The organism is Streptomyces sp. NPDC087420, assembly GCF_044744165.1.
In the GTDB taxonomy this organism is placed as follows: Bacteria; Actinomycetota; Actinomycetes; order Streptomycetales; family Streptomycetaceae; genus Streptomyces.
This window is the reverse complement of sequence record NZ_JBIUXU010000006.1, coordinates 282169-305985: the sequence shown is the minus strand read 5'-3', so window position 1 is coordinate 305985 and position 23817 is coordinate 282169. Positions and strand designations below refer to the sequence as shown.

At 72.9% G+C, this 23817-nt stretch carries 17 protein-coding genes; 10 read left to right on the top strand and 7 right to left on the bottom strand.

The genetic code is table 11. From position 1 onward, the window contains the following. Nucleotides 1–106: 106 nt before the first annotated feature. Nucleotides 107–2632: a LuxR C-terminal-related transcriptional regulator gene (locus tag ACIO1C_RS14665; RefSeq protein ID WP_401862801.1), complete on the top strand. Its 2526-nt coding sequence runs from the start codon at nt 107–109 to the stop codon at nt 2630–2632. A 73-nt stretch (nt 2633–2705) separates the two neighbouring features. On the opposite strand, the gene ACIO1C_RS14660 is transcribed toward ACIO1C_RS14665, so the two are convergent. From ACIO1C_RS14660 to ACIO1C_RS14640, 5 genes are read right to left on the bottom strand one after another with little or no spacing between them, the layout of a single operon-like run. After that, a complete protein-coding gene (locus ACIO1C_RS14660; RefSeq protein ID WP_401862798.1) occupies nt 2706–4250 on the bottom strand; it encodes a cellulose binding domain-containing protein in 1545 nt (514 codons plus the stop codon). Continuing rightward, nucleotides 4247–5824: a beta-N-acetylhexosaminidase gene (locus ACIO1C_RS14655; protein WP_401862795.1), complete on the bottom strand. Its 1578-nt coding sequence runs from the start codon at nt 5822–5824 to the stop codon at nt 4247–4249. The genes ACIO1C_RS14660 and ACIO1C_RS14655 overlap by 4 nt, the downstream gene beginning before the upstream one ends. A gap of 13 nt (nt 5825–5837) precedes the next feature. After that, nucleotides 5838–6671, bottom strand: coding sequence for a carbohydrate ABC transporter permease (locus tag ACIO1C_RS14650; protein ID WP_401862793.1), 834 nt, complete (start codon nt 6669–6671; stop codon nt 5838–5840). Continuing rightward, nucleotides 6668–7579 (bottom strand): carbohydrate ABC transporter permease, encoded by a 912-nt coding sequence (locus tag ACIO1C_RS14645; protein ID WP_401862791.1) that lies wholly within the window; start codon nt 7577–7579, stop codon nt 6668–6670. The genes ACIO1C_RS14650 and ACIO1C_RS14645 overlap by 4 nt, the downstream gene beginning before the upstream one ends. Continuing rightward, complete coding sequence (locus ACIO1C_RS14640) at nt 7576–8823, bottom strand: extracellular solute-binding protein (RefSeq protein WP_401862789.1); 1248 nt, start codon at nt 8821–8823, stop codon at nt 7576–7578. Before ACIO1C_RS14640 ends, ACIO1C_RS14645 begins: the two co-directional genes overlap by 4 nt. A 239-nt stretch (nt 8824–9062) precedes the next feature. Here ACIO1C_RS14640 and ACIO1C_RS14635 point away from each other — a divergent pair, with 239 nt between their 5' ends. Next, nucleotides 9063–9890, top strand: a complete 828-nt coding sequence (locus ACIO1C_RS14635; RefSeq protein WP_401863204.1) for a GntR family transcriptional regulator — start codon at nt 9063–9065, stop codon at nt 9888–9890. A 47-nt stretch (nt 9891–9937) separates the two neighbouring features. Here the strand turns inward: ACIO1C_RS14635 and ACIO1C_RS14630 are convergent, their stop codons facing one another. Both ACIO1C_RS14630 and ACIO1C_RS14625 read right to left on the bottom strand, forming a co-directional pair. Next, complete coding sequence (locus ACIO1C_RS14630) at nt 9938–12592, bottom strand: hypothetical protein (protein WP_401862786.1); 2655 nt, start codon at nt 12590–12592, stop codon at nt 9938–9940. Next, complete coding sequence (locus tag ACIO1C_RS14625) at nt 12589–14031, bottom strand: hypothetical protein (RefSeq protein WP_401862784.1); 1443 nt, start codon at nt 14029–14031, stop codon at nt 12589–12591. The genes ACIO1C_RS14630 and ACIO1C_RS14625 overlap by 4 nt, the downstream gene beginning before the upstream one ends. Nucleotides 14032–14163: 132 nt before the next feature. Here ACIO1C_RS14625 and ACIO1C_RS14620 point away from each other — a divergent pair, with 132 nt between their 5' ends. The 8 genes from ACIO1C_RS14620 (at nt 14164) to ACIO1C_RS14585 (ending at nt 23766) form a co-directional block, all read left to right on the top strand. Continuing rightward, a complete protein-coding gene (locus ACIO1C_RS14620; protein WP_401862781.1) occupies nt 14164–14790 on the top strand; it encodes a hypothetical protein in 627 nt (208 codons plus the stop codon). An 85-nt stretch (nt 14791–14875) separates the two neighbouring features. Then, nucleotides 14876–17128, top strand: coding sequence for an ATP-binding protein (locus ACIO1C_RS14615; protein ID WP_401862779.1), 2253 nt, complete (start codon nt 14876–14878; stop codon nt 17126–17128). Between the two features lie 234 nt (nt 17129–17362). Continuing rightward, complete coding sequence (locus tag ACIO1C_RS14610; RefSeq protein WP_401862777.1) at nt 17363–18694, top strand: GTP cyclohydrolase, FolE2/MptA family; 1332 nt, start codon at nt 17363–17365, stop codon at nt 18692–18694. After that, complete coding sequence (locus ACIO1C_RS14605) at nt 18681–19370, top strand: TauD/TfdA family dioxygenase (RefSeq protein ID WP_401862774.1); 690 nt, start codon at nt 18681–18683, stop codon at nt 19368–19370. The genes ACIO1C_RS14610 and ACIO1C_RS14605 overlap by 14 nt, the downstream gene beginning before the upstream one ends. After that, nucleotides 19367–20434: a hypothetical protein gene (locus ACIO1C_RS14600; protein WP_401862771.1), complete on the top strand. Its 1068-nt coding sequence runs from the start codon at nt 19367–19369 to the stop codon at nt 20432–20434. Before ACIO1C_RS14605 ends, ACIO1C_RS14600 begins: the two co-directional genes overlap by 4 nt. Continuing rightward, nucleotides 20421–22019: an aminotransferase class III-fold pyridoxal phosphate-dependent enzyme gene (locus ACIO1C_RS14595; RefSeq protein ID WP_401862768.1), complete on the top strand. Its 1599-nt coding sequence runs from the start codon at nt 20421–20423 to the stop codon at nt 22017–22019. The genes ACIO1C_RS14600 and ACIO1C_RS14595 overlap by 14 nt, the downstream gene beginning before the upstream one ends. Then, nucleotides 22013–22807, top strand: coding sequence for an SDR family NAD(P)-dependent oxidoreductase (locus ACIO1C_RS14590; RefSeq protein ID WP_401862765.1), 795 nt, complete (start codon nt 22013–22015; stop codon nt 22805–22807). The genes ACIO1C_RS14595 and ACIO1C_RS14590 overlap by 7 nt, the downstream gene beginning before the upstream one ends. Further along, nucleotides 22804–23766: an S-4TM family putative pore-forming effector gene (locus ACIO1C_RS14585; protein WP_401862762.1), complete on the top strand. Its 963-nt coding sequence runs from the start codon at nt 22804–22806 to the stop codon at nt 23764–23766. Before ACIO1C_RS14590 ends, ACIO1C_RS14585 begins: the two co-directional genes overlap by 4 nt. Nucleotides 23767–23817 lie beyond the last annotated feature (51 nt).

Genomic DNA, 23817 nt, shown 5'->3' with positions numbered 1-23817 from the left:
ACCGCGCCCGGCCGCCGGGTGGGGCATCGTTGCGAACCGGTCCTTCGGTCCGGGCGGTCCCCAGTCGGCGGGCTCGCGTATCTCGGTGTCGTCAACGGGAGAGCACATGTCCGAAGCCGTCAGGTTGCACGGACGCGAGGACGAACAGCGGCGCCTGGGGGGCTTCCTCACCCGGGCCGGGAGCGACTCACCCGATGTCCTGGTCGTCGACGGACAGCCCGGTATCGGCAAGAGCCGGCTGCTGCACGAGGCGGCGCACCGCGCCCGGCAGCGGGGCCTGGCCGTCCGTCACCACTCCATGGCCGATCTCAGGGCACTCGTGTCCACCGGCATGGCGCACCGGCCGGGCTCCCCCGGCCACCACACGCTCATCGTCGTGGACGACGTGGAGACGCTCACCGCCGGAGAGTTGAACGCCCTGGTCCGTTTCACCCGGCGGGACCTGCCCGTGGCACCGGCCCTGCTGCTCGCCCGGGACGCGAAGACCCGGCGCGCGCCGTTCGAACAGCCCCTCCAGGCGGCCGGCGGTGCCCCCGTGGACCGGCTGGAGCTGGTCCCGCTGACCGGCGCGGCGGTGCGTGGCCTGGTCCGTGATCTCATCGGCGTACCGCCCAAGGCGGGGCTGCTGGACGTGGTGAACTGCGCCAACGGCAATCCCCGGCTGATCGTCGAGCTGGTCGAAGGCCTCACCGAGGAAGGGCGCATCGGCCCCGAGGGAGAGCTTCTGCGCCTCACTCCGGGGCGGCTCCCCATCCGCGTACAGGGCCTGATCCACGACCAGCTGCGCCAGTTGTCCAGGGAGTCGGTGCAACTGCTGCGTGTCGGTACGATCCTGGGCCGCACCTTTCCGCTGTCGGGGGCCGCGGTCATGCTGGGGACCGGTACCGCCGGGCTGCTCTCCGCCCTGGAGGAGACCGCGGCCGCCGGGCTGCTGACCTTCGCCGACGACGGGGTGAGCTTCCAGCACCCGCTGGTGTGGCGGGCCGTGTACGAGTCGATTCCCGAAGGCGTACGCGCCACCCTGCACCACGAGGCCCAGCGGCTCACCGTCCGGCCCGCCGCTCCCGTCGAGGACTTCGCCGAGCCGTTACGCCAGGAAGGGACGCCGGAGCGGTACGGCACGGGGGCGCCGGGCGGCACGAGGACGGTGGGAGCGGTCCGCACCCTCCTGCGGACCGGCCACGTCGAAGCGGCCGTCCTGCTCGTCCGCGGCGTCCTCGACCGGCGGCTCCCGGCGCACGAGGAGATGGTCTTCAAGCGCCTGATGACCGACATCCTGCTGAGCAGCGGACACGCGGGAGCCCTCTTCGCGGCCGGCCCACCCCGTGCGCAGACCGGCCCCTACCCGCTCACCCACCCGTTCACAGACGCCTGGGCCGATGCCGCGATCGGCCAACTGGCAGGTGCCGGCCCCGAGGCCGCGCGGGTGGCGGCGGCGGCTCTGTCCGGCCTGGAGTGGGCCGAGGGTCATACCGCGCAGGCCCTCCACTGGGGGCGCAGGGCCGTCGACCACCTTCCCACGCCCAGCGCGCCGGCCCGCCACGCCTACCACCGGCTGTCACTGGCGGCCAAACTCATCCCGCTGGGCGGCCTCCAGGAGGCGGAGAGCCTCCTTCGCCAGGTCCGGGGGGAGCAGTCGGCGGGCGAGGACCGCGCGGTGTTCCTCCTCTCCGCGGATCTCGTCGAGGCGGCGGCGCGTCTGCGGACCGGGGATCTCGACGCCGCCCGGCAGCGCGCGCGGGACGCCCTCGCCGTCGCGTCGGCCGGCAGGCTGCCCGGCCTGGCGGCCTGGGCGTCGGCCACCCTGTGCCGTACCGAACTGCTCGCGGGCGACACCGATGCGGCGGCCCTGCACCTCGCCCGCTGCCGGGAGCACGGGGACACCCTGGAGGCGGTCCCGCACCTGGCCCCGTACTGCCGGTGGCTCGACGTCCTGCTGCACGCCGCACGGAACGACGTCCGCGAGGCGGCCGGCCTGCTCACCACCTCCGCCGGGCACCTGCCGTCCCTGCGCCCTCTGCTGCTCGCGGAGCCGGGCGCGGCGGCCTGGTTCGTACGCTTCTCCCGCCGCGTCGCCGACCGCACGCTCGCCGACACGGCCCTCAAGGCCGTGGAATGGCTGGCGGCCGACAACCCGGACGCTCCCGCCGTCCAGTTGGCCGCCCTCCACGCCCGCAGCCTGTACGAATGTGTCCCGGACGGGATCGCGCGGGTCGCGGCGGAGCATCAGGACGCATGGGCCAGGACCTGCGCGGCCGAGGACCTGAAGGCGCTGCTGGACGAACGGCAGGTGGCCCAGGGGGCCCTGCCCGAGCCGTCCTCACCCCGGCAGGGCACGTGGATGGCACGGCACCATGTCGGCAGAATGACCGTCGTCGAGGCCGCGGACTACCGGCGGAGCCCCACTCCGGAGCCGGCCACCGACGCGCTGAAAGACATCGAGTGCACCATCGCCCGCCTTGTCATCGAGGGCTTGACGAACCGTCAGGTGGCGCAGCGCGTCCACCTGTCACCGCACACGGTCAACTACTACCTGCGGCGCATCTACGGAAAACTCGGCATCCGCTCCCGGATCGAGCTCGCCCGCCACCTCCACGACCACGGCTTCGGGTCGGCGTGCGAGGGCATGTGAGCGCGCGAACGGGGCAGGGAGCGAACGCCCGGCCGGCGTTCACCCCCTGCCCGACTGCCGCCCGGTCCGGCGGTCACTGAGTCCCGGGCACCGTGTCCTCGAAGACCTTGCCCGCCGCGCGGTACGCGCCGACCTTGGCGTTGACCTGAGCCGGTGTCAGCATCTGGTCCTTGACGTGCAGCACGTAGTCGACCTTCTGGTCGTAAGCCCGGGGCGTCGTGCTCGTCTGGCCCGCGAGGTCGATCAGCCACTGGTTGAAGTTGATCGACATGGGCCGCTCCGGCAGATAGCGGGCGTCGTGCGTGCCGAACGGCTGTCCGTCGACGTAGTAGGTGATCGCCGTGTTGTCGATGGTGACCACCAGATCGTGCCAGCCCGCGTAACTGGTGCGGGACTCGGAGTGCTGGTTGACCGCCTCCCAGGGATCGGGGCGGTAGGTCTCCCAGGAGGTGGTGTACAAGATGTTGGACGGCTCCTCCCAGCCACCATTGGGAAGGTACTCGAAGTCGTACTCGGCGTAGTCGTCCGCCATCGGCGCCTTGAGGTCGTTGATGGTGAAGAACGTCTGCACCAGACGGTCCCCGTCGGGCCCCGACCGCGGTGTGTCCGAGAACTTCACCCGTGCCGCGTACGTACCGTTCCTGAACTTCGTGGCCTTGGTGAGCACTTCGGTCTGTTCCGTCGTGGCGGCGGTGCCGGCCGTCGACGTCTCCAGGTTCATGACCGAGTTGGTCCCCTCCTTGGCGAAGGTGACGTTGTCGGCCGCCCAGGCCGCGCCCGGCACCCCGGGGCCGCCCGCGTTGGACCGTACGTTCCAGCCGTGGGCACCGATCAGCGGATCCGTGTACGAGGTGTAGGTGAAGTCGTCGAAGAGGGCCGCGCCGCCCGTGGCCGGGTCCGTCGGGGGGCCGGTCGGCGGGTCGGTCGGCGGGTCGGTCGGGCCGCCCGGGTCGTTGCCCGCCGGGGCCGTGCCCCAGACCGTGGTGCCGCCCACCGTCGCGGTCGCCCTGGTCCAGTCCCCGTACGTGGTCTGCGCGGGGCCGAAGGAGTAGTCGTCGCTCTGGTTGAGCGCCGCCCAGTTGGAGCGGTAGAAGCGCAGTTGCAGGTCTCCGGTGTCCGCCCCCGCGGCGAGGCTGCCCGCCCCCGCCGTGAAACCGATCTCCAGATAGCGGTCGGCGGTCGCGGTGGGGTGGGCGAGGGTGCCGAAGGTGCCGGTGACGTTCGCGCAGCCCTTCACCGCCCAGGAGCAGGCGAAGGTGTACGAGGCGCCGGCCTCGGCCCTGAAGTAGTAGCGCACCTTGACGCCGGTGAGCGCGACCGAGGAGCCGGAGGTGTTGACGACCTTGAACCAGGGCTCCGCCTGGTCGGATCCCGTCGAACTCTGGCGGTACCGCACCTTCACGGTCGGATCGGCCGCTCCGGCGGGGACCGCGGTCAGTGCCGCGCAGCCGAGTCCGGCCGCCACCACCAGGGCGACAGCGGTACGGAGACGTACGGCGGACCGCCCCGTGGCCGTGCGCCCGGCGGATCCACCTCGTTCGGTGGTGCCTGTCCCTCCGGCGGTGCCTGTCCCTTCGGTGGTCCGTGTTCCGTCGGTGGTGCTCTCTCGTCTGGTCATCGACCGGATTCCTCTCCTGGCGGGGGGATGTGCGGGGAGTGGCGCGGGCCGTGCGGGTCGTGCGGCGGTCGGTCCGGCACACCGAGCGTGTCGAGCCGGGTTCTGTGGTGGGCCAGCCGGCGCTGGAAGCCCGGCCAGTCGCGGTGGGCGGACCAGGCCGTCTCCGCGAGGGCGCAGAGCCGGGGGAAGGCCAGGTACTCGGCGTGGGCGGCCGTGGGGACGTACTCGCTCCACAGTTGCGCCTGGGTCCCGAGGACGCGGGCGGAAGCGGCCGCCTCCCAGGTGGCGGGCGCCGGGTCGAGGTCGTACACGTCCCGCAGGGTCACCGGGCCGCCCGGCTGTCCTGGCGGCTCCTCGGGCCGCCCGCTCTGCGGGTAGTCGAGGTACGTGGAGCGGTGGGGCGCCATGATGATGTCCTGGCCCCGTCCCGCCGCGACCAGGCCGTGCGCGGCGTCCCGCCACGGCAGGGCGGTGAAGCCGAGGGGCAGGTCGCGGCCGCTCTCCGTCCAGCCGAGGGGCGTGCGGCCCCGCTCCGCGAGGAAGCCGCCGATCCGGTCCATGAACCAGCGGTGCAGCTCGCCGGGGCCGCTGAGGCCTTCCCGCGCCGCCCTGCGCAGGGCCTCGCCGGACCGCTCCCACTCGACGATCGGGCACTCCTCGCCCCCGACGTGCACATACGGCGAGGGAAAGACGTCGGCGACCTCGTCCAGCACGGCACGGCAGAAGTCCAGGACCTCGTCGTGCACCCCGAGGATCGTGTCGCAGACCCCCCAGCGGTTCCACACCTCCAGCCGGCGCGAGGGGTCGTTGCCCAGTGCGGGATAGGCGGCGAGGGCGGCCCGTACGTGGCCGGGCATCTCGATCTCGGGGACGACCGTGATCCCGCGCGCGGCGGCGTAGGCGACCAGGCCCTCCAGCTCCTGCCGGGTGTAGGCCCCGCCGTGCGGCTCGCCGCCCACGGTGGTGAGGCGCGGATAGGCGGCGACGGGCATGCGCCAGCCCTGGTCGTCGGTGAGGTGCAGATGCAGCACGTTGAGTTTGTGCAGGGCGAGCAGGTCGACAAACCGGCGGAGGAAGGAGACGGGCCGGAAGCGCCTGGCCACGTCGAGCATGACGCCGCGCCAGGCGAAGCGCGCAACGTCGGTGATCTGCACGCACGGCAGCGTCCAGTCCGTGCCGCGTACGGGCTCCGCCGACAGGGCCTCGGGGGGCAGGAGTTGACGGACCGTCTGTACGGCGTTGAGCAGGCCGTCCGGGTGCGCGGCGCGCAGCAGCACGGCGTCGGCGCCGACCGTGAGGCCGTAGCCCTCCCGGCCGAGACCGGCGAGGGCGGGGTCGACCACCAGGACGACAGCGCCGTCCGCCGCCGCGGGCAGGGGCAGCCCGGTGGCGGGAGCGAGGAGGGTACGGAGCAGGTCCCCGGCGGCGATGGCGCCGGCGCCGGCCCGTATCGCGGTGTGCGCGTCGAGCGTGAACCTGCCGGGCAGGGTGGTCAGCTGGGACGGGCGGGGGATCAGGGGTGGTCCGCCCCGCCGGGTGGCGGGGTCGGCTGCGGGGTGCGCGGGTGCGGTCATCCGGTGTGTCTCCCTATCCCTTGACGGCGCCGCTGGTCATCCCGGCGGCGACCCGGCCCTGGAGGACCAGGAAGAGCAGCAGCACGGGCAGGGCGAAGAGAGTGGAGGCGGCCATGGTGGCGCCCCAGTCCGTGCCGAAGACGTTCGAGAAGGAGGACAGCCAGACGGGGAGGGTCCGGTCGTCCTGGTTCTTGATGATCAGCATGTTGGCGAAGGCGAACTCGTTCCAGGCGGTGATGAATCCGAAGAGCGAGGTGGCCAGCAGGCCGGGTGCGAGCAGCGGCAGGGTGACCCGGCGGAAGGCGACCGCCCGGGTGCATCCGTCGACCTGCGCGGCCTCTTCCAGTTCGACCGGTATGGCGGTGAGGAAACCCCGCAGGGTGACGATGGTGAAGGGCAGGGTGATCATGAAGTAGATCAGCGTCAGGGTGGACAGCCTGTCGAGCATGTCCGTGTCCCGGGCGATGACGTACATCGGGATCAACAGCGCTTCCCAGGGCGCCACTTGCGCGATGAACACCATGAGGATGAAGCCGCGGCGCCCCTTCCACCGCAGCCGCGCCACGGCGAACGCCGCACCGAGGGCCACGATCAGGGCGAGGACCACACAACTGACCGTGACGATGAGGCTGTTGCGCCAGAAGAGCCAGAAGCCGTCGGCCTCGAAGGCCTTGGTGAAGTGGTCGAGGGTCACCGAGGTGGGCAGGAAGACGGGGGTCTCGGACTGGATGTCCGCGGTGGGCTTGAAGGCGGTCAGCACCATCCAGTACACGGGGAAGGCGGACAGGACGAAGATCAGCAGGGCGGCGGCGTGGAGCGGGACGCGCCGGGCCCGGGACCGGCTCACAGTTCGGCCTCCTGACGGAACATCTGCCGGAAGTAGAGGACGAGCACGGCCAGGAGCAGCAGGACGGTGACGGTCGAGACCGCCGCGCCCAGGTCGTACCGGTGCAGGGACTGGGCGACGCGGTAGGCGTAGACGGGCAGGGTGGTGGTGGCGTCGCCGGGGCCGCCCTTGCTGATGGCCCAGATCTGGGCGAAGCAGCGGAAGACCCAGATGACTTCGAGGCAGAGCACCAGTCCGAAGATCGGGCGGAGGAGGGGCAGTGTCACGGAGCGGAAGATCCGTGCCGCGCCGGCGCCGTCGAGCCGCGCCGACTCGTACAGCTCCGCGGGGACGGTGAGCAGGGCGGCGTGCAGCGTGATGGCGGCGAACGGGACGGACTGCCAGACGACGACGATCACCAGGATGGTGAAGGTGGCGCGGCCGTCGGCGAACCAGGAGTAGTTCTCGTACGACGTGAAGCCGAGCCGTACCAGCAGCCAGTTGACCACTCCGAGCCGGGACGAGAAGAGCCACTGGAAGACGGTGGTGGTGGCGATGACGGGGCTGGCCCAGGCGAGCACCAGTCCGCTCAGCACCAACAGCCGCGCCCGGCGGCCGAGTTGCTGGAGCAGGAGGGCGACGAGCGTGGCCAGGACCATGATCAGGAAGACGTTGACGGCCGTCCACCAGAGAGTGCGGCGTACAACCTCCCAGAACTCGTCGTCCCCGAGGATGTCCCGGTAGTTGGAGAGACCCGCGAACGAGGCCCCGCCGCGGACGAGTTCCCCCATTCCGTACTGCTGGAAGGAGATGACGAGGTTGCGGACCAGCGGGTAGAGGAGCAGACCGGCCGCCCCGAGGACCGTGGGAGCGACGAGCAGATACGGCCAGAAGGCCCTGGGGAGGGCCCTCGGGAGAGCCCGGTTCATGAGCCGAGCGTCTTGGTGATGCTGTCGGACGCGTCCTCGGCCGCCCGCGCGGGGTCGGCTCCGGTCAGTACGGCGGTCATGTACTGCTTGATGGGATTGGTGGCCTCGACGGCGGCCCACTGCGACGAGTTGGGGGTCGCCCGCCCCCGCGCCGCGCCGGCCGCCATCGCCGCCGTGCCCTCGTCGCCCTGGACCGCCGAGGCGAGGGAGGTCCTGTTGGGTACGTAGCTCATGGTCCTCGCCATGTCCTTCTGCCAGGTGTCGCCGGTGAGGGCCTTGATCACCCGATAGGCGCCGTCCTGGTGGCCGGAGGCCTCGGGGACGACGAGGTCGGAGCCGCCGGTGAAGACGGATCCGGGGACGCCGGCGGTCCTGCCCGGCACCGGGAAGAAGCCGATCTTCCCCTTCAGCGCGGGATTGGCCTCCTCGACGATCTTCGCCCCGCCGGGGACGGAGATGATCTGCGCGACGCCCCCCTCGGCGAAGACCCCGGCCTGCGGCGGCTTGGCCTCGTCGGAGTCCTTGGGACCCTTGCCCAGCGCCTGGAGGCGACGGTAGAAGTCCATCCCGGCCAGGGCCTGCGGGGTCTCCAGGGCCCCCTTCCAGGTGTCGCCGGACCGGGTGGCGAGGTCCCCGCCCTGGTCCCAGATGAATCCGGCGAGGGTGTACCAGTTCTGCCCGGGGAGGTAAATGCCCTGGGTGGCGCCCTTGTTGAGCTTCGCCGTGGCGGCGAGCCAGGCGTCCTGGGTGGCGGGCGGCCCGGTGATCCCGGCGTCGGCGAAGAGGTCCTTGTTGTAGAGCACGACCCGGTTGGCCGCGTACCAGGGGATGCCGTACTGCTTGCCGTCGATCCTGCCGGGCTCGGCGAGACCGGGCAGCCAGTCGCCGCCGGAGAGGTCCCCGGTCCGGTCGGTGAGGTCCTTGACCCCGCCGCTGGCCGCGTACTGCGCGACCTGGGTGTTGCCCACCTCGATCACGTCGGGGGCGTCCTTGCTGGCGAGGGCCGCCGTGACCCTCTCGCCTATGCCGTCCCACTCCTGGATCTGGATGTCCAGGGCGAGGTTCTCGTGCCGCCGTTCGAAGTCCCGGGTGAAGCGGCCGAGGAAGTCGGAGGTGACGCTGTCCTTCATGATCCAGACAGTGAGCTTCTCGGGCCCCGCGGCGGTGTCGGAGGAAGAGCTGCAGGCGCTGAGCGCCATGGTCGTGGCGAGAGCTGCGATACCGGCGATGAAGCGGATCTTCACGGACCACCTCGATGAGAGATTTACCAATTGGTCAACTGGCAAGACGCGGTGACCAGAAGGTGGCATGGACCAATGAAGCCGTCAAGCCCGGAAACAAAGGATTCACTTGCGCCCGACGGCCACGGCAGCGGCTAGAATGGTGCAGAATGGCCCTTACCAGTTGCCCAGTAAGTTGCCCAGACAGTTAACCAGTGGGATCGATCGACGCAGGATCGACGCGAGCGAAAGAGGTCACCTCCATGGGGAGCGGTTCGTCGGGCGGGGTACTCAAGCGCGAGCGGGTCAGGGACCACCTGCTCGGCCTGATCGAGACGCGCCACGCGGGCGACGCGATCCCCTCCGAACGCACCCTCTGCGCAGAACTGGGCGTCTCCCGCCCGACGTTGCGCTCGGCCGTGGACGAACTCGTCGCCACCGGCCTGCTGGTACGTGAGCACGGCCGCGGCATGTTCGTCGCCCCGGCGAAGATCACCCAGGAACTCACCGCCGACGACACGGCGTTTGTCGTCCCCCGGGCCTCCGGCGCCTGGTCGAGCCGCATCCTGGAACGCAGCACCTCACAGGCCGGCGCCAGGATCGGACGCAAGCTCCGCGTCTCCCCGGCCGCCGAGCTGATCTACATCGCCCGCCTGCGGCTGGTGAACGGTGCCCCGATCGCGATCGAGCACCTGCACATCCCGGCCGGGCTGGCTCCCGGGCTGACACCGCAGGAGCTGGAGTCGGGCGAGCTCTACGACCACCTGCGGGAACACCACCAGGTGTACGTGCACGAGGCCACCCAGTCCATCGAACCCACCGTCGTCAACGAGGCCGAGGCCTCCGTCCTGGACGTTCCGGTCCTCTCCCCCGCCCTGCTCATCGAGCGGCTGACCCTGGACACCTCGGGCCGCCCCGTCGAATACGTGCATTCCCTCTACCGGGGCGACCGCTACCGGATCGTCTCCCGCCTGGCCCTCGGCACTTCGTCGCCGCACCCGCGCCCCCAGGGCCACCATCCCGGCATCCCCCCGGGCGACTTCGCACACGACGGCATCATCACGTCGTCCACGACGGGGGACGCCTACTGACGCCGCCCGGGAGGCTCGGGCGGACCTGACTCCACCCGTACGGATGGTCAGTCGCGGAAGGTGCCGATCGGGAGCAGCGGTGCCCAGTCCCGGAGGGGCCAGGTCCACATGCCCTGCTCGTTCATGATCGTTCCGGTGGCGCGGTGGACGGCCTCGCTCGCCGTCACCCCGGTGCCGTCCAGGGACGCGAGCACCCACTGCGCGAACTGGTCCCCCACCGGGGTGTCCCCGTACTCCCCCACCGTCGCCAGGATCTCGGTGGAGCCCCTGGCCAGGGCCAGGGTGGCGATACTGACGGGATCGGTCATGGCCTGGCCGGGGACGCCGGCTCCCCAGCAGGTGATCAGGTAGAGCCGTACGGGCGGAGTGGCGACCAGCACGTCGGAGGGGAGCAGCCAGGTCCCGGTGTCCAGTTCGAGGTAGTGACCCGGCCCCTCCGACAGCCGGCCGTGACACACCATCACGACCGTGTGTGCCCCGTCACCGAGGCTGCTCTTGGCCTGCCATGCCTCGGGCGGTGTCTCGAAGGTCCACCGGGGGTCCTCCCGCAGCGCGGTCATGTCGAGGCTCTCCATCACCGGGCTGCGCCAGAAGCAGGTCGGCCGGTCGACCGGACGGGCCGGACCGCGTCGGCGCAGAACGCGCTGGAGGACCAGCGAGGGGCAGACGACGTACTCGACCGCCTGGCCGAGGACCAGTCCGGTCCTGAGCGGGACGGCTCCCCACGGGATCAGCCACAGGTCCCCCACCGGCAGAAGGAGCAGCCGGGAGGCGCCGCCCCCGGCCATCGCCTCCCGCAACGGGTCGGGCAGCAGACCGGCCAGGGCCGTCAGCCCTTCGGGCCGCAGCTCACCGCGTTCCTGGCTGTCCTCCCGCAGGACGGCCAGGACCCTCAGGCACGCGGCGGACAGTTCGACGCTGTCGACGCGGACGGACCCGTCCTGGGCGCGCCAGAGGCGGTGCAGCAGCGCGTGGTCGACGGGATCACGCACCAGTTGGAGGGCGTGGCACCCGGCGGGCAGCATGGCCAGCAGATCGGCTCCGTCGTCGGCGGGCGGCAGATACACCGCCGCGAGCAGGTCGTCGACGGCCTCCTCGGCGGGTTCCCGCAGTCCGCCCCGCAGTCCCACCACGCCGAGCATGCGGTTGATCCGCTCCTGGCGCGAGATGCCCGGGGGGAGCCGCATCCCGCCCGTACCGCCCGGGCGGCTCTCCGCGATCCACCGTTCGTCGGCGCTGACCAGGACGTGCTGAAGGAGGGTCAGGTGGTCGGTCACGCCGGGAGGTATCGCCGCCTCGGCCAGCCCGGCCAGCCGCCGGCCGGCGAGGCCGTCGGCGACGACGGCGAAGGCCTCGGGGTTCCCCGCCGACACCGCGGCGCGCAGCGCCGACGCGTACACCCCGGCGAACCGGCCGCGGTACTCCTGCTGGGCCCCGGCGTCACGGTTCGCCGCGCGGTACTCCTCGATCGCGAAGACCGCGTCGACCCGGTCCCCCAGCGCCTCCTCCACCCGGCCCAGCCGCTCATGGCTCTCGGCGAGCTTCGCCAGCGCCGTGCACACTCCGAGGAGGTCGCCCTCCTCGCGGTAGGCGGCCACGGCCTCACCGAACAGCCCGACCGCCGCCGGCCAGTCCGCGCGGCTCCTGGCGAGCCGGGCGAGATTCTGCGCCGCGTGGGCCCTCGCGCCGCGCAGACCGCGGTCGACGGCGATGGAGTGCGCGGCGCGAAACTGGACCTCCGCCGCATCCGGGTCTCCGACGTCGAGCAGGATGTCGCCGAGGCCTTCCAGGACATTGGTCATCCCCACGGCGTCGTTGTCCTCGGCGAAGTCCTGCGCGGCCCTGACGAGCCAGTCCCGGGCGAGGTCGAGACGGCCGGCGCGGTGGTACAGCGCGCCGGCGCGCTGGGCGGCGTGCGCCTGACCGGTCAGGGTGCGCACCCGGCGGAACGACGCGTAGGCCCGCTCGTAGCCTTCGAGTGCCCGGGCCGTGTCGCCCGACCGTTCGTCGCACTCGGCCAGGCCCTGGACGGCACCGGCGAGGTAGACCTGATCGTCCAGGGCCCCGGCCAACTCGGACGCCCGCGCGAACAGCGCCCTGGCCCGTACGACCGAGTGGTGTGCCAGCGCCAGATGGCCCAGCGGGAGCAGTGCCCGCAGGGTGCCGAAGCGATAGCCGGCTCCCTCCGCGGCGCTCAGGGCGGCCTCGTACTCCTCGACCGCCCGCTCGACCTGGTTGCGGGCGCGGTGGACATCACCCAGCCCGACGCGTGCGTTGGCCACCGCGACGGCGTCGGAGCGGCTGTCGGCGAGCGACTCCCGGAACAGCTCCGCCGCCCGGTCGAAGTCCCCGGTGCGGACGGCGTCGTCCCCCTCGGTCTCGATGACGAGCAGCCGGTTCCATACCGCGAGGTCCGGTCCCGCCTCCACCGGTGGGGCAGGGACCGGTCCGGCCTCCGCCCGTTCCCCACCGGTGTGCGTACGTGCGGTGTCGAGGAGATGGCGGTAACGGCAGCGCAGGGCGATCGGGCCCGGCGAAGGCTCGGCGGCCAACGCCCGTACGGCTTCGGGGTCGCCGCCCCGCCAGGCCGTGAAGAGGGCGCCCGCCAGCCGGTGTGCGGTGATGTCACCCCGGTAGGAGTCGCCCGAACCTGTCGTGGACACGCGCGGCCGGTCGTGTGCGCCCTCCTCCTCGACGGTCACGCACCGTCCTCCGGAACCCGCCGGCCGTCGGCGGCGGGGCGTGGGCCTCCCAGCCTGCCCGGCAGGATGCCGTCCAGCCTCAGTCGCGTGTACGGGGGCGCCGCGTCGCGGGCCTGCCCGGACACCTCGGGGGCCGGGGCGGCCGGCTCCGTACCCGGGGCAGTGGCCGCCGTGCCGCGGGCGGCGGTGGCACCGAAGGGATTACGCAGCCGCAGCACCGGGCCGTCGCCGACGGGAACCTTCCGGCTCGTGAAGTGCTCCTTCGCCGCCCGGCACGCCAGCCGCACGAACCACCACCGCAGTTCCGGGCCCATGTCCTCGAAGGTCGTGAACCGCAGCGCGGTGGCGGCGAGGGCGAGCACGTACTGCTCGTGCCAGGCGTCGGACCAGTTCCTCTCCGCCACGGCGCGCAGGGTGGAGTGGAAGACCGCGTCGACCAGACCGGCCAGCAGCGGATCCTGGCGCGGGTGTCCGTCACGGTGGGCGCGGGGGATGTCGTCCAGCAGGGCCTCGCGCTGATCCGGCGACAGGCTCGGCCAGAAACGCGCGACCGCCGAGAGCAGAAGGGTGAGCTGATCCCTGGCCCGTGGGGCGGAGGCGGAGTACGTGGACAGATCGATGAGCCGGAAACTCTCCGGGTCGGCGCCGCGGTCGTCCACCAGCAGGAAGATGTTCCCGAGGTGCAGATCGCCGTGGCCGTGCCCCTCCAGCACCTGGATCTTCCGCTCCGGCAGCCGTGGGTGCCCCATGGCCAGCAACACGGGGTTGGGCATGGCCTCTTCGCCGTCCGCCGTGGTCACCCACGGGACGGAGCGGTCGTCCAGACCGAACGCCGTCGCCCAGCGGTCGACCGAGCCTTTCCCGCTCAGCGGATGGTGCAGTTCCCGGTGCGCGAAGGCCGCCACGGGCACCGGCGCCCCGGAGGTGCGGACGGTGGTGTTCCACTCGGTGGCGAGGCTGTGCGAGACCGCCTTGCAGAGCGCGACGAGCGCTTCGGCGTCGTCCGTCGGCGACAGCGTCGACGCGGGGCGCTGACGGTTCGTACCGCCCGCGACGTCCTGGAAGTAGACCGCCTTCGCGCCCCCCACCGGGACGGCCCCGAAACGGAGTTGGACCAGACGCCGCGCGGCGAAGCGGGGCGGCGCGTCCGCGACGGCGGCCCGGTGGGCCTTGATCTCCCGGCGATCGGCGGCGGGGACGATCTTGGCCACCAGGTTCCAGTCCCCCTCGGCCCGCGCGTAGGACCTCATGCCGCCCACGACGACGGAGAAGACGAGGGCGTCGGTGTAACCGGCCGCTTTCCAGGGGTCGTCGGGGAGGGTGACCGTACCCCCGTCGTCATCGGCCCAGAGCGTCAGCGCCTCGGCGACGTCCCGATGCCCCGGCCCGAGGAAGCCGGCCAGCGCGTCGGCACCGGGGTGAGGGGGAACCGCGGTCATGCCGCCTCCACGTCGTTCGGTTCGCGTCGTTCGGTCCGCACGGAGCGGTTTCAAGTCTGTCACGCCCGGCTCCCCCCGGCACGATCCGAGGGACACCGCCCTAAGCTCGGCGGACACGTGCGGAGGAGACCGATGACAAATGTTCCTGACGGCCGGCCGGCGGCGGCCGAGCCGGAGATCGCCGGACGCGAGGGGCTCTACGCCCGGATCCCGGTGGCGGGAAGAGACAGCAGGCTGGAGCTCCAGAGCGAGATCGAGTTCGGCAGGGCGACGGTGATCGCGCCGGACGCGTACACCCTGGACCAGTTCGCCGCCCAGGTCGACCGTGACCACTGGGACTACTCCTACGTCTGGTTCCCCTTCGACCTGCGGCCGTTGGAGCACGGGCACTACGAAAGCGTCCGGATCACCACGACGTTCGCCGAACCCGGCATCGTCGCCAAGTATCTGGCACCGTCGCCCGGCAGCAAGGACGTCGAGTTCGAGGGGCGGGCCACCGTCTGGGGACTGGGGATGCCGGCCATGAGCTGGGAGCTGGAACCCCCGGAGGGCAACGAGCGGCTGCGCCCCCAGGGACACCATGTCGTCTGTCTGCTCCAGCGGCCCAAGGCGGTGGAGCAGACGGACGTGGTGATCGAGGTGGCGGCGACCGTCGTGCGTACGGTGGTGGTGCGTCAGGTCCGCAAGGCGGCCACAAAAAAGCCCTGTCGCTACCGGCTCTCCTTCACCGAGGGCACCTTCGTCCGGCTGCCGGGCTGATGCCGGGAGGCGGGGATCACGAGGGCGGGCGTGGACCATGGGGTAAGCGGAAGTCGTCCGATCGTCCCCGGAGCAGGTGGTGGTGATGGACTCCCTCGCACGGCCCGGTGGCACGGCGCCCGAAGGGAACAGCTTCGGCGCCGAGTTACGCAGGATGCGCCAGGCCGCGGGCATGTCGCTCGGCCGGCTCGCGGCGGCGGCGAACTACAGCAAGAGCCAGCTCAGCAAGGTCGAGAACGGGGTGGCCCGCCCCCACCACGACCTCGCCCGCGCGTGCGATCTGGCGCTCGGTACGGGAGACGCCCTGCGGAAGTTGCTTCCCGGCCCACGGGAGGACGGCCGCAGGTCCCGGCCGCGCACCGAGGGTTTCTTCTCCGGGCTGCCACGGGAAACCCCCCATTTCACCGGGCGCGAAGCCGAGTTGACGAGGCTGGTCGAGCTGCTGGCGCCGCCGGTACGGCCGGGTCCCTCCCCCCGTATCTCCGTCCTGCACGGGATGCCCGGTGTCGGGAAGACGGCCCTGGCGGTACGGGCCGCCCATCGGCTCCGTCCGCTGTTCTCCGACGGGTGCATGTTCATCGATCTCCACGGCTACACACCGCAGATGCGTCCCGTCCCGGCCATGGACGCCCTGGACCGTTGTCTGCGCAGGCTCGGGGTGTCGGGCGAGCACATACCCCACCATGTCGACGACCGGGCGGGGTTGCTCCGGGACCGGCTGGCGAACCGGGACATGCTGCTGATCCTGGACAACGCTGCGGAGGCCGCCCAGGTCGAGCCGCTGCTGCCCGCCACCGCGGCCTGTGCCGTACTGATCACCAGCCGCAGCCGGCTGGTCGCGCTGGACGACGCCGACCGGGTCGGGGTGGACGCGCTGTCCGTGGACGACGCGATCACGCTCTTCCGCTCGGTCAATTCGACCGGGGTGTCCGATCCGACCGTCGGTCTGATCGTCCGGCGGTGCGGTCTGCTGCCCCTGACGATCCGGGTGGCCGCCGCCCGGTTCGCGGACCATCCCGACGCCGAGGTGGCCGCGTTCGCGGAACGGCTGGCCGCCGACGGCGCGAGCCGACTGAGCGAGCTCGACGACGGCGAGCGCGCGGTCCTGGACGTGTTCGAACCCTCCGTACGTACGCTGTCGCCCCCGGAGCGGGCCGCCTTCACCGCGCTGGCCCGGCATCCGGGCGCCGACTTCGACGTACCGGCCGTGGCCGCGATGACCGGTACCCCGCGTTCGGCCGCCGACGCGGCCCTCGACCGGCTCGCCGACGCGCACCTGCTCATGCGCGGCCCGGACAGACGGTTCCGGTTCCATGACCTCCTCCGTGAGTACGCCGTGGGCCTCTCGGCGTCCGGTGACCTCGAAGCGCCGCGCCGGCTGGCCGGCTTCTACGCCGCGACCGCCCGCCGGGCGGACCGCCGGATCGCGCCGCACCGCTATCACCCGCCGCCCGGCCCCGCGCGGCCCGACGGCGGCGGGCCGGAGATCGCCCTGGACACCAGGGACGCGGCGGTGCGCTGGATGACCACGGAGTTCGACAATCTGGTGGCCGTCTGCCGGCTGAGCGGTGAGCTGGGCCTCGACGAGCACTGCTGGCGGATCGCCCACGCCCTCCAGGGATTCTCCTTCCTCACCAAGACGTGGGACGCCTGGAGGTCGGCGCACTCGACCGGACTCGCGGCGGCGCGGCGGATCGGTGACGGCGAGGCGGAGGGGTATCTGCTCAACGGTCTCGGTCTCGTCCACCTCGAACGCCATGACGTGGACCGGGCGGTGGAGTCGTTCCGTACCGCGTACGCCCGGTTCGAGGCCCTCGGCGACGAGCGGGGACTGAGCAACACCACGGGGAACTGGGCCTGGGTGCACCACCATCGGGGCGACTACGAGGAGGCGCTGCGCGCGCACCACCGCGCCCTGCGGTTCCAGGCGCGGGCCGGAACGCCCGTCGCCGCGGCCGTCATCCTGCGGGGCATCGCCGTCGCCGAGGTGGGGCTGGGCCGGTTCGACGCCGCCGTCGGGCATCTCACCGAGGCCCTGCGCACCTTCGACGAGCACGATCTGCCCTTCGACCGGGCCATGGCGCTCAACTGCCTCGGGGAGACGCACCAGCACCGGGGGGAGCCACGACCGGCGGCGGCGGCGTACCGCACGGCCGTCAGGACCAGCCGGGCGTGCGGCAGCCGGTACGAACTGGCGCGTGCGCTGGAGGGGCTGGCTTCGGTGGCGGACGACCGGGATGCCGCCGTCGACTGTCTGGAGCAGGCCGTCTCGCTGTACGCGGAGCTGGGCGCCCCGGAGGTCTCGCGGGTCCGGCTGGCGCTCCGTACCGCGCCCTGACCGTTACTCCCTTACTCCCTGCCTTTGCCCCCGCAGGTGTGTTGTCGAGGCGGGGGTGTTCCGTAACGCCGATGTGTTCCGTAACGCCGGAGTGTTCCGTAACGCCGGAGTGTTCCGTGACTTCGGTGTTTCCCGGGCCCTCCGTTTCGTCAACGGGAAACGCGTTGTCGCACCTCCGAGGGGTTCGCAAGATGGGCTCACTGTCCCGCCCGTCTCGCAGGAAGCGGAGTTGTCATGTCATCCCCGTTCACCCGATCCACCGAGGCCGTCCCGGCCGCCCGGCCAGTGGTCCCGCACGGTCCGGCGGCCGCCCGTCGGCCACCGGGCGCACGGCTGCGCCACGATGTGGAGAGCCTTCTCGAAGAGACCGGCGAGGCGCTGCGGGACGAGGGCACGCCCTGCCACGTCCTGGACGCGCCGGGAACCGCCGATGACCCGGTGTTCCCGTGGACGCTGTTCCGCGCGGCCCTGGCGGCCTCGGCGGTCTGTGCCCTCCAGCGGGGGGAGTCCGCGGACGCCTGGGCCCGCCGGCAGAACCGACGGTGGGGCGCCCCCGGCGCCGTCGCGGCCGCGCTGGCGGCGGCGGAAACCGACCCGGAGGGCGTCTGGGAGGATCTGGCGGCCTTCCCCGTCGGCCAGGTCCTCCCCTCCGGTCAGGGGATGGGTGCCGTTCCGCACAGCCTCTCCGGGGATCCCCGCACCGACATACCGGCGGCGCCCGCGCGGTCGGAGTGCCCCACCTGGGCGGGCATCGGTGATCTCGACCTCGCGCTACGGCTCGCCCCGTACGCGGGCCGGTCGGTCGGCGCCTCCGCGAAGATCATGATCCTGCTGCCCGTCGGCCAGCGTGGGGCGCACATGAGCAGACTTCAGGAGGCCGTGATCTCCTGTGAGCAGGAGACCTTTCCCTCGGTCCTGGCCGGTGCCCGGCGGCTGGCCGTGGAGGTGCTGCGTACCCAGCCCGCCACCGCCGCGACGGTCGTGGTGCGCGGCCGGCGCAAACTCCCCACCGTCGCTCGTCACTCCGGCAGACCGTCCGCCGTTCTGGTCGATGTCGAGTCCGAGTCCCGTGTCACCGCGACGGGGGGTGACACGGCGAGCGTGTCGCTGACCGTGGGCATCATGACGGCGTGCCCGTGCACCCTGCGTTACTCCCGGCTGCGGGCGGAGGAGGCGGTGGGCACCGAGGCGGCGGACCGGCTCCCGCCGACGTTCAGCCACTCCCAGCCGGGCCGGCTGACCGTGACGGCCCGTGGTCCGCGTGCCCTCCTGCCCGCCGAATCCGTCCTGTTCGACGTGTGTGCCCAGGTGGCCCACCTGCGGGAAGCCGTGCTCAAACGTCCCGACGAGCACGATCTCGTCGAACGGTCCCACCGCAGGCCGCAGTTCACCGAGGATCTGTGCCGCGCCGCCGCGGCGGCCCTGGCTTCCCGGGTGGACGGCGACGTGCGGGTGCGTGTCACCACACGGCTGCTGGAGTCGATCCACCCCCACAGCGCGGAGGCCGAGGTCGAGGGCCCCGCCGCCTCGTTCTGGGAGGAGGGCGGACCGGATGCGGACCGCTGACCTGAGGTCCGCCGCCCGGGAGGTGACACTCCGGGGCTGGGCGGTCTTCCACGACGAGGACGTGGCCGCCGGTGACACGGCGGCGATGGACTCCCTCGCCCGTGCGTGCGGCAGACCGTCCGCGCGGGACGGGGGGCCGCTCTGGCCGGTGGCCCCCCGCGCCGCCACGGGCACCTTCTCGGTGACCAGTGCCGACACGGGACTGCACACCGACGCGCAGTACCACGAGCGGCCGGAGTCCCGTTTCCTGTTGTTCTGCGTCAGGCCGGCGTGGTGCGGAGGCGGTCTGAGCCGGCTGCTGCGCACCGCGGACCTGCTCGACGGCCTGTCGGAGGCCGGGCTCGACGAGAACGACCCGGCGCTGCTGGAACGCGGCGTCTGGCGCTGGCGTACTCCCGAGGTCTTCCGCGCCGCCGCACGTGCCCCGAGCGGCGCGCATGCGGTCATCGGCCGTCGCGGGAAGGTGCGTTGGCGGTACGACAACCTCGTCGCCACGGAGAGCGGCCTCGCCGGGACCGCCCGGCGGTTCCACCGCCACGTCGAGGACCACCCGGCCACCGAGACGGTGTCCCTCTCCGCCGGCGACGTGCTGTACTGCGACAACAGCCTTGTCCTGCACGGCAGAACCGCCTTCCGCGACCCCGGACGGCTGCTGTACCGGACACGGCTGTGGTGAGCCGCCGTACCGCGTTCTGGGAGGGGGCCGCGCAAGCGGCGGTGGACGTTCCCGCCGCCGGCGGCGAACGGGCCTCCTGGGTGACCCGGAATCTGGCCGAACTGGCGGTCATGATGGAGGTGGCCGACGGGCCGGTCGAGCTGCTCGACCTGGTCACCGGACAGTCGGACCTCCGGGGCGCCGATCCACGGTTCGCCACGCGGCTGCGCCTGCTGCGCGCACGCCGCGGTGAGGTGCCCGGCTGGTATCCGGAAGGCACACGGTTACGCGCGGAGCGGGGAACGCTCTCCCCCCGGTCCCGTGGCGCCTGCGAGATCCTGCTCCACTTCGCCGCGCGGCTGCACGGCGGCCCCGTGGGCACCACGACCGCGACGGGCGCGCGGGAGGAGGTGAGCGCTGTTGAGGGCGGTGGAGCGGCCGCCCTGGCGCGCCGGGCGCGGTGGCGGCCTCTGCCCTCCGCGGCGGGCGGTCACTCCGTCGTGGCGGTGGACGTGCCGGCGAGCGCGCTGTGGCGGGCGTGGATGACCCTGCCGGACCGGGGCATCGTCCGTGTGGTCGCCGACGAGCGCCTCAGCCGGGAGGACATGGACGTCTGGTGGGGTGTGCATGACGGCACCCATCTCGATCACCTGGCGTCCTTCGGCACCGCCGGCCTCACCCCCGTGGAGTTCGGCCGGGGTCTTCTGGTCACCGAGGCACTGGCCATGGCCGCCGAACTGCTCGCCGCCGCCGAGGCGTTGGCGGACGGTGAGGGCGCGGTCCAGGCGTCCGTACGCTCGGGGCTGGTCGAGCGGGTGGCGAGACTGCCCGTCGCCGTGAACCCGGCGCACGCCCTGCTCCCGGAGGGGACCGGTGCCGAGTTCGGCCGGCTGCCGACGCTGGCACTCGCCTACGTGGTGGGCCCCCTGCACCTGCTGGCCACCGGGTTCCGGCACGGCCTGATTCCCCGTCAGGTCGCGGACGGCTTCCGCGACCGCTGGCACCGGGCCGGGCAAGGCCACCCGGCCGTAAGGGCATTGATCGAGCAGACCGACGAATGGTGGGCACGTCATGACCGGTGTTGAGCGGCTGCTGTCCCTGAGCGGCGACAGCGGTGTCCGGGCACTTCTCGACGCGACGGCGGCCACCTCCTCGCCGCCCGGCGCGGTGGCGGTGAGCGGACTGGTCGCCGCCGTCGCCGCCGCCGTGGGCGAGGCGGGCGCCCCGGCGCCGGCCGCGTCCTTCCGCCGGCTGACGGACCGGGCCCTGCGGGTCGCGGACCGGGACACGGAACACTACTGGTCCTCCCCGCCCGCCCCGGAGGCGACGACGGACGGCCCCCGGGCGGTGGCGGGCGTGGCGGCGGCCGTCGCCGCGCTGGCGGGCTCGACGCGCACGGGCAATCGCACGGGCAATCGCGCGGACCTGGAAGCGGCCCGGCTGCTGGCGATCGGCGCGGCCGCGGCGGCCGAAGGCATCGCCGCGCGGAACGCGAAGGGCCGGGCCGGCGCGGACCCGGCGCCCCGGACCGGCCGGGTCCTCCTCGCGGCCGGATCCGTCGGCGCTCCGCCGATGCTCCGCGCCGAACGCGCGGCGGAGTGCCATGTCTTCGACGAACAGGGGCGCGACTGGTTCGACGCGACCTCGGGAATGTGGAACGTTCCCCTCGGGCACGGACACCCCGAGCCCGTCATCGGGCTGCTGCGGCAGAGTGCGGAACTCGCCGCGGTCAACCCGTTCCAGGCCGGCACCGCGATCGCCGACTCGGTCGCGGACACCCTGCTGCGCCTGCTGGGCCGGTCCGACGCCTTCGTGTTCTTCGGATCGTCGGGCTCCGAGGTCGTGGAGGCCGCGCTGCGGTTCGGGCTCGCGGCGCTGCCGGCGGACGCCCCGGTGTGGTCCCTGCCGTCGGCGTTCCACGGCTCGACCGCGGGGGCGGCGGGGCTCTCCGATCTCCCCCTGGTGTGGGGACCGCTGCCGGCCGCCGCCCGGCTGCCCCGGGCGGCGCCCGCGCACACGTGGTCGGCGCCCGGTCTGGCGTTCGTCGAGCCGGTACGCGCCGCCGACCGGTGTCTTCCGCTGACACCGGAGACCGTACGGGCGGTCCGCCGCTTCCAGCGGGCCGGCGGTCTCGTGGTCGTGGACGAGATCGCCGCGGGGCTCGGCCGGGCGGCATGGCCGACGGCGGGCAGCGCCCTCGGGCTCCGGGCCGACATCACCCTGCTCGGCAAAGGGCTCGGCAACGGCGCCGCCCCGGTCTCGGCGATGGTCGTCGAGCGGCGGGTCGCGGAGAAGGCGACGGCGTCCGGTCCCCTGGACTTCGGCCATACGCACTCGAACCACCCCGCCTCGCTGGGCGCCGCCGCGGCCTGTCTGCGGGTGCTGGGTTCGCTCGACCTCCCGGCCAGGACGGCCGCGCTGGACGGTGTCCTCGGCCGCGCCGGTATCGGGACCACGGGTGCGGGGTTCCTGCGCGCCGTGCACGGGCCGGCCCGGTCGCGGGCGGAGGTGATGACGGCGCTGCGCGGGGCCCGGCTGCTCTGCCACGTCCCCAGCATGGTCACGGCCGTCGGCCAGTTGGTCCTGGCGCCTCCCCTCACCGCGACCGGCGCCCAGCTGGACGATCTGGCGGACCGGGTACGGCGGGTCGCGGGCGCGCTGCGATGGTGAACCGACGGGTACTCGTGGTGGGCGCCTCGTCCGGCCTGGGCGCCGCGCTGGCCGTGCTCCACCGGAGGGCGGGGGACGAGGTGGCGGCGGTGGCCCGACGGGCCCACCGGCTGGACGAGTTGGAGCGGTACGGCGCGTCCGACGGGGCCGGCCGGTGGGAGTCCGTGGAGCTCGACCTGCTCGGTGAGGACGCGGTGGCTCTCCTGCGCGAGCGCTGGAACCGGTTCCGCGCGGGGCGGCCCGACGGCGTCCCGTCCCTGGTGTATCTGGTGGCCGCGACGGGCGACGACTCGGACCTCGCCGCGCTGGTCACGCTGAACTTCCGGCGGCCGGTGGAGCTGATCCGTACGCTGGCCGCCCCCGGCACCACGATCGTGGCGATCTCGTCGCTGGCCGCGGTGGTCCCGTTCCCCGGGCTGGCGGCCTACTGCGCGAGCAAGGCGGCGCTGGAGGCCTGGGTCACCGCCCACCGCGAGGACCACGACACCCCACTGGTCCTGGTACGGCCCGGGAAGTTCGACTCGGAATTCACGGGCGCCGCTTCGGGGTTGGACCCCGGCGCCCTGCCGTGGGAGACGGCCCGTCGTGTCATGACGGGAGCGGGGGGACGCTCCGCGCTGATCACCCTGGGCGGCCGGCGGGACCGTACGGCCGCACGGCTCGCTCCGGTGATCGGAGGCCGGCGGGCGAGACGCCTCGTACTGCCCGCGGCGCCGGCGGGCCGGTGGGGCCGAGCGATCCGTGGCGCGTGGACGGCCTGTTCCGGAAGGCGGGGGGTCCTCCGGTGAGCCGGCCCGTCACCGCCGGCACGGACATCCCGCGGGGAGTGCCGGGGCGGCCGATCCATGAGCGTCAGCTGGACGACGACATGCTGCGTCTGCAACGCGCCGCCGCCGCCAACCACCGGCAGGGGCAGCGGGTCGAGGCGGTACGGACGGCCGTCGCGACCGCCCTGTCCGTGGCCGGAGTTGTGGTCATGCTGACCGGCCGGGGCAGTACGGCGGTGTCGATCGCCGGGTTCCTGTGGTTCCTCGTCTCCTCCGTGATCCTCGGGCGGATCGCCTCGGCCACGGCGCTCCGGAGCGCCCTGCTCCAGGAGATGTTCGACACCACGCTCTTCCATCTGCCGTGGCGCACCACGGTGGCCGGCGCGCCCGTGCCCGACGCCGAGGTCCACCGGCTCGCGCACCGGCTCCGGCCCGGCGGCCCCGTGGACCGACGGATCACGGAAGGCTGGTACCACCCGACCGGTGGGGTCCACCATCCCTACGACGTGTTCATCGCCCAGGAACAGAATCTCGCCTGGGACGCGCGAATGCGCCGCCGCTACCACCGCCTGGTCCTCTCGGCCGCCCTCGGCTGGAGTCTGCTCGGCCTGCTCGCGGGCCTGGTCACGGGCGCGCCCCTGTCCGGCGTCCTCCTCGGATTCTTCGTGCCCTCGCTGGCGGCCTACCAGATCGCCCACGACATCTGGTCGACCCAGCAGCGCGTCACGGCCGAGCGCGGCCGGCTGGCCGAGATCGTCACCGCCGAACTGCGCACGGCACGCGCGCGCCGGATCCCGGGCCAGGAGTGGCACCGGGTGCGCGAGGTGGCCAGAGACGTCCAGGACGGGGTTCTGCGGACCCGCCTCGAAACGGCCCGGGTGCCGGAGTGGTTCTACCGCCGTTTCCGCGACAGCGACGAGCGCGACTTCACGGCCTCGGGAGAGGCGCACCGTCGCAGGCTCGCGGAGGGGGAGGGGTGACGGCCCCCTGGGCGGTCTGGCGACGAACATCGTCCCCGACCACGCGGGGGG

Bases quoted from the DNA above. Each gene is read 5' to 3' on its own strand.
- ACIO1C_RS14625 (WP_401862784.1), bottom strand. From the start codon at position 14,031: ATGACCGCGGTTCCCCCTCACCCCGGTGCCGACGCGCTGGCCGGCTTC.
- ACIO1C_RS14595 (WP_401862768.1), top strand. From the start codon at position 20,421: ATGACCGGTGTTGAGCGGCTGCTGTCCCTGAGCGGCGACAGCGGTGTC.
- ACIO1C_RS14615 (WP_401862779.1), top strand. From the start codon at position 14,876: ATGGACTCCCTCGCACGGCCCGGTGGCACGGCGCCCGAAGGGAACAGC.
- ACIO1C_RS14620 (WP_401862781.1), top strand. From the start codon at position 14,164: ATGACAAATGTTCCTGACGGCCGGCCGGCGGCGGCCGAGCCGGAGATC.
- ACIO1C_RS14660 (WP_401862798.1), bottom strand. From the start codon at position 4,250: ATGACCAGACGAGAGAGCACCACCGACGGAACACGGACCACCGAAGGG.
- ACIO1C_RS14635 (WP_401863204.1), top strand. From the start codon at position 9,063: ATGGGGAGCGGTTCGTCGGGCGGGGTACTCAAGCGCGAGCGGGTCAGG.
- ACIO1C_RS14590 (WP_401862765.1), top strand. From the start codon at position 22,013: ATGGTGAACCGACGGGTACTCGTGGTGGGCGCCTCGTCCGGCCTGGGC.
- ACIO1C_RS14610 (WP_401862777.1), top strand. From the start codon at position 17,363: ATGTCATCCCCGTTCACCCGATCCACCGAGGCCGTCCCGGCCGCCCGG.
- ACIO1C_RS14645 (WP_401862791.1), bottom strand. From the start codon at position 7,579: ATGAACCGGGCTCTCCCGAGGGCCCTCCCCAGGGCCTTCTGGCCGTAT.
- ACIO1C_RS14655 (WP_401862795.1), bottom strand. From the start codon at position 5,824: ATGACCGCACCCGCGCACCCCGCAGCCGACCCCGCCACCCGGCGGGGC.
- ACIO1C_RS14665 (WP_401862801.1), top strand. From the start codon at position 107: ATGTCCGAAGCCGTCAGGTTGCACGGACGCGAGGACGAACAGCGGCGC.
- ACIO1C_RS14605 (WP_401862774.1), top strand. From the start codon at position 18,681: ATGCGGACCGCTGACCTGAGGTCCGCCGCCCGGGAGGTGACACTCCGG.